The organism is Nocardia sp. NPDC060249 (assembly GCF_042728755.1).
GTDB lineage: Bacteria > Actinomycetota > Actinomycetes > Mycobacteriales > Mycobacteriaceae > Nocardia.
This window is the reverse complement of sequence record NZ_JBHXAQ010000021.1, coordinates 56,598-65,169: the sequence shown is the minus strand read 5'-3', so window position 1 is coordinate 65,169 and position 8,572 is coordinate 56,598. Positions and strand designations below refer to the sequence as shown.

Below are 8,572 nucleotides of genomic sequence, written 5' to 3'. Positions count from 1 at the left end.
CTGACATTCATCGACACACTATTGAGTTCTCAAAGAACACACGCACACACTTCTACCCACAACTTCTCGGAGGGGTTTCGGTGAGGCAAGGGTTCGTACTTTAGCTCAGACAACCGGGCGGAAGCAAATCCGTACCGAGTTCCTCTGAACACGCAGTCAGTCAGGCGCTCATCGTCCTACCTCGTGTCTCGGCCGCTGGGCGGCTGAGTCGGTGTCCGTGTCGCTCTGACTGGAATAAAGTTACGTGCCGACCAACACGAAGTCAAATCGCCTGGAGGATTCAGCATTTCCCCAGGTCGCGCTGACCATAGTGCTGCGGTTCAGGCCACACGCTCGTCGATGAATATCTCGATCACCGACAGACAGCGATCGGCGACCAAGCGGCAACTGATCATTCGTCCAGGCCGTGGATGATCTAAAACACACGCCCTACCTGGTGTCATGATGCGACATGCATAGACAGGACTCGCCGTCCCATATACAGTTTGCCAACGTTCAGCAATTTCGCAGCTACCACATGGGTGGAAGGTAGGCCGAGGTGATAGCGGATTTCGACTCGGTCGAGCGTCGCGCTTGGAGCGCGGTGGTCACCCTCTCGATGCGCGTACCGAGCGCTCTCGATTCACGACTACAACGCGAGTTCGGGGTGACCCATTTCGAGTATCGGGTCATGGCCCTGCTCCACGATGAGCCGCAACGCCGGATGCGGCTGAGCACGCTCGCGGCACGGGGGCACGGGTCCATTTCGCGGCTCTCCCACGTGGTGTCGAAGCTGGAACGAGTGGGCTGGGCGCGGCGGGAAGCGGCCGAATCAGGGCGCGGGATCGACGCGGTGCTCACCGAAAGCGGGCAGGCCAAGGTGGTGGAGGCGACGCCGGACTACCTGGTCGCGGTGCGCAAACTGGTGCTCGACGGGCTCGACGATCCGCAGAAGGCCGAACTCGCGGTCCTGGGCGAACGGCTCTCGTCGCATCTGGTCCACACGCTCGGCGACGCCGAGTCGGGGCGTGCGGCGCTCGACTACTGAGACGGCAACGCCGCCCCGATGATCGGGGCGGCGTTGCCGGATGGATCAGGACAGATCAGATGTTGTTCGGCCGCCAGGTGGCCACCGCCCAGATCACCACGATGTTGACGGCGATGATCAGGATCGACCACCAGGGGTAGTAGGGCAGCCACAGGAAATTGGCGATGATCGACAGTGCGGCGATCACCATTGCCAAGACCCGGCCCCACGTCTGACCGGCCAGCAGCCCGATCGCGACGATGACCGCGATCGCGCCGAGAACGATGTGCCACCAGCCCCAGCTGGTGAGGTCGAACTGGTAGGTGTACTCCGGTCCGACGACGATGAGATCGTCTTTCGCGACCGCGGAGATTCCCTGGAAAATCTGCAGGACACCGACAACCGCCAGCAGGATGCCAGCGCCGATGGAGGTTCCTGCCGCGATTCCGTCGCGCAGCTGGTGCTGATTCGTGTCTGTCATCGCTGGGCCTTTCCCGTCAGGTCAATGCCACGTGCCACCACGGCACACGACAACGGTAGAAACCCGACGGGCCCCGCGCCTCACCCGTTGCGGGTGAACTCTCCTACCCGACGCGGCACCGGCCGCAGGGTTTTGCCGAGATCGGTGCGCAGGGTGATCAGCGCGTCGAGCAGGTAGTTCTGCCTGACCCGCCACGGATGACGGTCACCTTGACGGGGGAACGCCGCGATCGAGCGCAGGACATAGCCGGCGTTCAGGTCGAGCAGTGGGCGTTCGGCGAGCGCGCCCTTGGGTTCGGGCACGACCGCGGCGCTGCCGGTGCGGTCGAGATGGGTCAGGACTTTGCAGACCAAACGGGAGGTGAGGTCGGCGCGCAGGGTCCAGGACGCGTTGGTGTAGCCGACGCAGATGGCGAAATTGGGCAGGCCGGTGAGCATGGCTCCCTGCCAGACGAACTGATCGGCCAAGGGCACGGGAGTGCCGTCGACCGAGGGCGCGATGCCGCCGAACGCCAGCAGGCGCAGGCCGGTGGCGGTGACCACGATGTCGGCGGGCAGCGTCTGTCCCGATACCAGGCGGATCCCCTCCGGCACGAAGGCGTCGATCTGGTCGGTGACCACCGAGGCCTTGCCCTTTTTCATCGCCTTGAAGAAGTCCGCGTCGGGGGCGGCGCACAGGCGCTGGTCCCAGGGGTCGTAGTCGGGGGTGAAGTGTTCGGCGACGAGCTTGTCGTCTTTGAGGATGCGGGTGGTGAGGTCGGTGAGCAGCTTGCGCGCGGCAGCGGGACGACGGCGGCAGAACTGGTAGAAACCGATGCTGAACAGGATGTTCTTGGTCCGGATCAGCCGGTGGGCCAGATTCGCCGGGAGCAGCTCGCGGATCTTGTCGGCCTGCTTGTCGCGGCCGGGGACGGCGCTGATCCAGGTGGGGCTGCGCTGCAACATGGTGACGTGGGCGGCGTCGGCCGCGAGGTTGGGCACCAGGGTGACGGCGGTGGCGCCACTGCCGATGACGACGATCCGCTTGTCGCGGGTGTCGAGGTCGGCGGGCCAGAACTGCGGGTGCACGACGGTGCCCGCGAAGGCGTCGCGGCCGGGGAACTCGGGGGCGTGCGGCTGCTGGTAGTCGTAGTAGCCGGCGCAGGCGTAGAGGAAACCGCAGGTCAGGGTGCTCAGCTCGGGGCCGTCGGGGCCCTCGTGGGCGATGGTGAGCCGCCAGTGGGCCTGCGCCGACGACCAATCCGCGCCGATCACCCGCGCACCGAACCGGATGTGCCGGTCGATGCCGTTCTCCTGCGCGGTCTCGCGGATGTAGTCCAGGATCGCGGAGCCGTCGGCGATGGAGCGGGCCGCGCGCCACGGCTTGAACGGGTAGCCGAGGGTGAACATGTCCGAATCCGAGCGGATGCCCGGGTAGCGGAAGAGGTCCCAGGTGCCGCCGAGGTCGGCGCGCGCCTCCAGGATGGCGTAGCTGCGATGCGGGTGTTCGGTCTGCAGCCGGTAAGCGGCCCCGATGCCGGACAACCCGGCGCCGACGATGACGACGTCGAGGTGTTCGGGGGCAACGGCGGTATCGGTCATGGCTCCAGTGTGCCTGGCAGCGGACCTCGGCAGAAGAGCGTGGGTCCGCCTCGACGGCGGGCGCGGCGGCCCTCGCCGGAATTTCGGTATCGTCGGTGCCGTGTCGATCTTTCGGCGTGCGGGATGGTTGCTCGTCGGCGCACTGGTCACCGTGCTGGCTGCCGCGTTCGCTGGATGGCCGGTCTTCGTGCATCCACAGATCGATCCGCTGCGGCCCGCCGATGTGATCGTGGTGCTCGGTGGTACCCCGTACGAACGATTCGATGTCGGCATCGAGCTCGCCGAGCGCGGTCTCGCCCCCGAGGTGCTGATCTCGCAGTCCACCGGGGCCGATGACCCGATGATGGACAAGTACTGCGGTGGCCGATTCGCCTTCCGTGTCTCGTGTTTCGTGCCCGACCCGTGGACCACCGATGGCGAGGCGCGCGAAATCGTCCGGCGCGCAAAGATCTACGGATGGGACCACATCATCGTGGTCACCTTCACCCCCCATGTGTCGCGTGCCAGGTACATCGTCGAGAAGTGCTACGACGGCGAGATCACCATGGTCGCCAGCCCGTCGGAATCGGGAGCGGGGTTCTGGTCGTACATGTATGTGCGTCAATCGGCCGGGTACATCAGAGCTTTCGTCAATCAGCATTGCGAGACCGACTGACACACGATGGTGCTGCTCTTACAGTGAGAGAGGCGGTGCGGGGGCACCGCTGGTGAGAGGACCGCCGATGCTCGTGGAGGACCTGCGCACCGTCGGTGACGACGCGTTGCGCACCCAGATCTGCGTCATCGGGTCCGGGCCCGCGGGCCTGACGGTTGCCGCCGAACTCGCCGCCGCCGGATTGCGGGTACTGGTGCTGGAGAGCGGCGGACACGAGATCACCGGCGATGACACAGCATTCGCCGCGATCGAGAGCATCGGCGCACCGCGCGCGCAACAGCACCGGCTCGCGGGAAACCGGGTGCTCGGCGGCAGCTCACACACCTGGGCAGGGCGCTGTGGCGTGCTCGACGACCTCGACTTCGCCCATCGGCCCTGGGTCACCCGGTCCGGCTGGCCGATCGACGCGGGCGCGCTGCGCCCCTTCGCCGAACGCGCCGCCGCGCATGCCGGGCTCGGGCACGGCACCGGCTTCACCGAGCACGAGTTCTGGCCGCTGGCCGGGCGGCCGGCGCCCGCCGACACGCTCGACACCGCCGCGTTGCGCCCCTGCTTCTGGCAGATCAGCCGCGACCCGGCCAACCGGTTCGACTGCAAACGGTGGGGGCCGCGGGTGCGTGATATCGACGCGCCGACCGCGCGGGTACTGGTGAACGCGACGGTGACCCATATCGATACCGATACCACCGGCGCGCATGTGAATTCGGTCGAGGTGACCGGCGCGGGTGGCCGTGCGCGCACCGTCGAGGCGCGGGTGTTCGTGCTGGCCGCGGGTGGAATCGCGACACCACGGCTGCTGCTGGCGTCGCGACGCACCGTCGCCGGTGGGATCGGGAATCGGTACGACCAGGTGGGGCGGTACCTGATGGATCATCGCTGCGGGGTGGTCGCGACGCTGCGCCCCGCGCAAGCCCGGGCGGCGCTGGACCGGTTCGGCAAGTACGTGGTGAAGAGCGCGCGAGGTAAGCACACCTTTCTGCACGGTATGGCGTTGTCGCCCGCGCTGCAGCGGCGCGAGTCGCTGGTGAACTGTGCGCTGTGGTTGCAGGAGGTCACCGCCGACGACGATCCGTGGGACTCGGTGAAGCGGCTGTTGAGCGGGCGGGTTCGATGGCAGGACCTGCGAATCATGCTGTCCGGCACCGGGCTCCTGGCCGGTGGTGCGCGGCGCAGGCTGGTCGACGGTGTCGGGTTACCGCACCGGCAGGCCGACGTCGAGGTGCGGGCGATGGTGGAGCAGACACCGGATGCCGACAGCCGGGTTCGGCTCTCGACGCGCACCGACCCGGCCGGAATGCCGCTGCCGCACCTCGATTGGCGCACCAGCGATCAGGAGGATCGGACGGTGCGCCGGGCGACAGCGTTGCTCGTGGGCGAGTTCGCCCGGCTCGGGTTGCCGGCGCCGCAGGTAGTTCCCGCGGCACTGCCCGGCAGCACCGCTGCCCTACCGCTCACCGACTGGGCGCATCCCAGCGGCACCACCCGGATGTCGGCTGATCCACGGCACGGGGTCGTGGACCAGCACTGCCGGGTGCATGGGGTGGACAACCTCTACATCGCGGGCAGTTCGGTGTTTCCGACGAACGGGCACGTCGATCCGACGTTGACCGTGATCGCGCTCGCGGTGCGCCTGGCCGACACGCTGCGCGCGGGCCCGGCGGCCACCGCTGATTCCACGGTTGCCCGGCGGAACTGAGCGAGTGGCCGACTTCGCCGCGGCGAGCCGATGATCTGCCGGTTGTCCCGACTAGGCTGAGCGGGTGCCGGACTCGCCCACAGAGAACAGTCGTCCGAAGGGGGCCGGGGGTGCGCCCCGGCCAGGTCATCCGCACGAGCCGCACGCCGAAGGTCTTGCGACCCGGTTGAACTGGTTGCGCGCCGGCGTGCTCGGCGCGAACGACGGCATCGTGTCCACCGCGGGGTTGGTCGTCGGTGTCGCCGCGACCACCAACGATGCCCAGACGATTCTCACCGCGGGCATCGCGGGACTGGTCGCGGGGGCGATCTCGATGGCCGCGGGCGAATACGTATCGGTGAGCACCCAGCGGGATTCGGAGAAGGCGCTGCTCGCCAAGGAACGCCGCGAACTGGCGGACGAACCCGATTTCGAGCTGGCCGAACTGGCCGGGATCTACGAGAAGAAGGGCCTCAGCGCGGCCACCGCGCGCACGGTGGCCGCCGAACTCACCGCCCACGACGCGTTCACCGCGCATGCCGAGGCCGAACTCGGCATCGACCCGCGCTCACTCACCAACCCGTGGGCGGCCGCGGTCTCCTCGGCGATCGCGTTCACCTGCGGTGCGCTGCTGCCGTTGCTGGCGATCGTGTTGCCGCCCACCGCTTGGCGGGTACCGGTGACATTCGCCGCGGTGCTGATCGCCCTCGCGATCACCGGGTCGGTGAGTGCGCGGCTCGGCGGGAGCAATCGCGGACGCGCGGTGCTGCGCGTGGTGGTGGGCGGCGCACTGGCAATGGCGATCACCTACGGGATCGGCGCCGCTACAGACTCGCTGGGAATCGGCTGAGCTCCGAGCAGGCCGCCTCGGGACCCGGACGACGCGCGTTCAATGCATCGGGCCGAGGTCGAGCCTGCGGGTGACTCGGTCGACGACATCCGGGGGCATGCCGGGTTCGCGCCGGGCGGCTTGGGCTTCGCGGCGGCCCGCCTCGGTGACGGCGGCGCGGACCGCACGCATCTGGGAGGCGAGTTTGCGTTCCTTGTCCAGCGTGGCTTTCGCGTCGGCGTCGGCGGCCTCGGGATCGGCTTTGGCGGACAGCCGACGCAGGAGCGACTTGAGGTCCTCGTAGACGTCTTCCGGGAGGTTGTCGCGGGCGGCGATCACTTTGAGTTCGGTGAGTTCGGCATTGACGACCCTGGTCCAGAGTGCCTGTTCGAGGGCGCGTTCCTGGCGGGTGTCGGCGTGCACTCCGGTGAGGCGGACCACCAGTGGCAGGGTCGGGCCCTGCACGAGCAGGGTGAACAGCACGACCGCGAACGCGATGAACAGGATCTCCGAGCGCGCGGGGAAGTCGGCACCGGTGTCGAGGGTGAACGGCACGGCCAGTGCCAGCGCCACCGTCGCGACCCCGCGCATGCCCGCCCACCAGGTGACGATCACCTCGCGCCAGGTGAACGGTTCGTCGGTGTTGGGCAGTTTGCTGCTGATCGCCCAGGTGGCCATCAGCCAGGCCAGGCGCAATCCCACGACGACCGCGATCACCGCGACGGTGACACCGGCCAGTCCCGGCCAGTTGTGTCCGGTGGTGTCGATGACCACCCTCAATTCCAGGCCGATCAGGGCGAAGGCGAAACCGGTGATGAGCATTTCGGTGATGTCCCAGAACGAGTCGGCGACCAGGCGATAGTCGCGGTCACCGATTTCGGTCACGGCGTCGGTGAGATACAGCGCGCAGACCAGCACCGCGAGGACCGCCGAGCCCTCCCAGTGCTCGGCGATGCCGTAGGCGGCGAAGGGCAACAGCAGACTCACCGCGACCTGGCCGGTGGCCGTATCCAGATACTTGGTGAGCTTGCTGCCGAGCCAGCCGAGCAGCAGGCCGACGGCGACGCCGACCACCGCGGCGATCGCGAAGTCACCGAGCGCGTGCCACGGCGAGAACAGGCCGGTGACGACTGCCTGGATGCCGACCGTGTAGATGACGATCGCGGTGACATCGTTGAACAGCCCTTCGCCGCCGAGGGTCACGATCAACCGGCGTGGCAGGCCGAGGCTGCCCGCCATGGACGTGGCCGCGACCGGGTCGGGCGGGGCGACCAGGGCACCGAGCACCAGGCCCGCGGCGACCGCGGTGGCGGGATTCCACGCGGAGAAGACCGCGGTGACCGCGATCGTGGTGACGATCACCAGCCCGACCGCGCGCAGCGCGATGATCTGCCAGTTCTCCGCGAACTGCCGCCAGGACGTGCGGCGCGCGGCGGCGTAGAGCAGTGGCGGCAGGACCAGCGGCAGGATCAGCTCGGGCGGGATGTGCAAGGTCGGCACCGCCGGAATCAGCGCGAGCAGGCAGCCGAACACTGTCATCAGGATCGACGGCGCGAGACCGAGGCGCGCGCCGAGTGGTTCGGCGAGCACGGCCGCGAGCAGGATCACCAGAGTCAGCACCAACTGGTCCATAGCTGACCAGTCTCACCGACATCGGTGGCACGCGGGGATCGACCCGCCGCCGGTCAGGGTCGGACGGCCGCCGCCGGTGGGAGCAGGATCGGCGGAAGGGGGAACGGGAGTTGCAGGACCGGGGGTGGCGGAGGTGGTGGGGGCGGCGCCGGGGCGGGTTCGGGCTCGAAGATCGGGGGCGGCTCGGGCACGGGCGGCGGCGGCTCGTAGGCGGGCGGCTCGTCGGAGGGCGGCGGCGGGGGTGGGGGCGGGGGCTCGAAGGCGGGCGGCGGCGCAGGCGCCTCCGCCGGCACGGGCTCAGGGGCGGGTTCGGTTCCGGGCGGCGGAGGTGGCGGCGGGGGCGCGGGGGCCGCTGCCGGGGGCAGGGCGTCGGGGGTGGTCACCGTGCATTGCCAATTGCCGTCGTCGTGGACACGCCAATGGGCGACGATGCCACCGGCCGAGCAGTTCCCGCCGACCCGCCTGGCCGGCCACGGGGGCGCGAATTCCTTATCCGGATCGGGCTCGGCGATCGGGAGACCGTTGGCGTCGGATCCCATCGGGTTCACCGACGGGTTGTCGTCACCACCCTGATCGGCGCGCATCACCAGGCCGAGCGCGACCACCAGCGCGAGTATCGCGGCGAGCACCGCCGCGATCGCGATCATCCGAGTACTGCTGCCGGTCCGCGTGTGCGGACCCTCGCTGCTCTCTGCCATCGCACCGCCTTTGCCG

The 8,572-nt window shown here is 68.6% G+C and carries 8 protein-coding genes; 4 read left to right on the top strand and 4 right to left on the bottom strand.

Going from position 1 to position 8,572, the window contains the following annotated elements; all coding sequences use genetic code 11:
• Window positions 1–538 precede the first annotated feature (538 nt).
• A complete protein-coding gene (locus tag ACFWFP_RS33675; protein ID WP_379301914.1) occupies window positions 539–1,027 on the top strand; it encodes a MarR family winged helix-turn-helix transcriptional regulator in 489 nt (162 codons plus the stop codon).
• 55 nt (window positions 1,028–1,082) lie between these two features.
• Here the strand turns inward: ACFWFP_RS33675 and ACFWFP_RS33670 are convergent, their stop codons facing one another.
• Both ACFWFP_RS33670 and ACFWFP_RS33665 read right to left on the bottom strand, forming a co-directional pair.
• The gene (locus ACFWFP_RS33670) at window positions 1,083–1,487 is read right to left on the bottom strand and encodes a hypothetical protein (protein WP_379301912.1); all 405 of its coding nucleotides are present in this window, start codon (window positions 1,485–1,487) and stop codon (window positions 1,083–1,085) included.
• Between the two features lie 80 nt (window positions 1,488–1,567).
• Entirely contained in the window at window positions 1,568–3,067 is a 1,500-nt protein-coding gene (locus ACFWFP_RS33665; protein ID WP_379301910.1) for a flavin-containing monooxygenase, read from the bottom strand.
• Between the two features lie 100 nt (window positions 3,068–3,167).
• On the opposite strand from ACFWFP_RS33665, the gene ACFWFP_RS33660 reads away from it, so the two are divergent.
• The 3 genes from ACFWFP_RS33660 (at window position 3,168) to ACFWFP_RS33650 (ending at window position 6,247) form a co-directional block, all read left to right on the top strand.
• Window positions 3,168–3,722 (top strand): YdcF family protein, encoded by a 555-nt coding sequence (locus tag ACFWFP_RS33660; RefSeq protein ID WP_379301908.1) that lies wholly within the window; start codon window positions 3,168–3,170, stop codon window positions 3,720–3,722.
• A 67-nt stretch (window positions 3,723–3,789) separates the two neighbouring features.
• A complete protein-coding gene (locus ACFWFP_RS33655; RefSeq protein WP_379301906.1) occupies window positions 3,790–5,418 on the top strand; it encodes a GMC oxidoreductase in 1,629 nt (542 codons plus the stop codon).
• Window positions 5,419–5,584: 166 nt separating this feature from the next.
• Window positions 5,585–6,247, top strand: a complete 663-nt coding sequence (locus ACFWFP_RS33650) for a VIT family protein (RefSeq protein WP_379301905.1) — start codon at window positions 5,585–5,587, stop codon at window positions 6,245–6,247.
• A 39-nt stretch (window positions 6,248–6,286) separates the two neighbouring features.
• Here the strand turns inward: ACFWFP_RS33650 and ACFWFP_RS33645 are convergent, their stop codons facing one another.
• On the bottom strand, window positions 6,287–7,858 hold the full coding sequence (locus ACFWFP_RS33645; protein WP_379301903.1) for a Na+/H+ antiporter: 1,572 nt from the start codon (window positions 7,856–7,858) through the stop codon (window positions 6,287–6,289).
• 53 nt (window positions 7,859–7,911) lie between these two features.
• Window positions 7,912–8,556 carry a hypothetical protein gene (locus tag ACFWFP_RS33640; RefSeq protein ID WP_379301901.1) on the bottom strand — a complete coding sequence of 215 codons (645 nt, stop codon included), beginning with the start codon at window positions 8,554–8,556 and terminating at the stop codon, window positions 7,912–7,914.
• Between the last annotated feature and the right edge of the window lie 16 nt (window positions 8,557–8,572).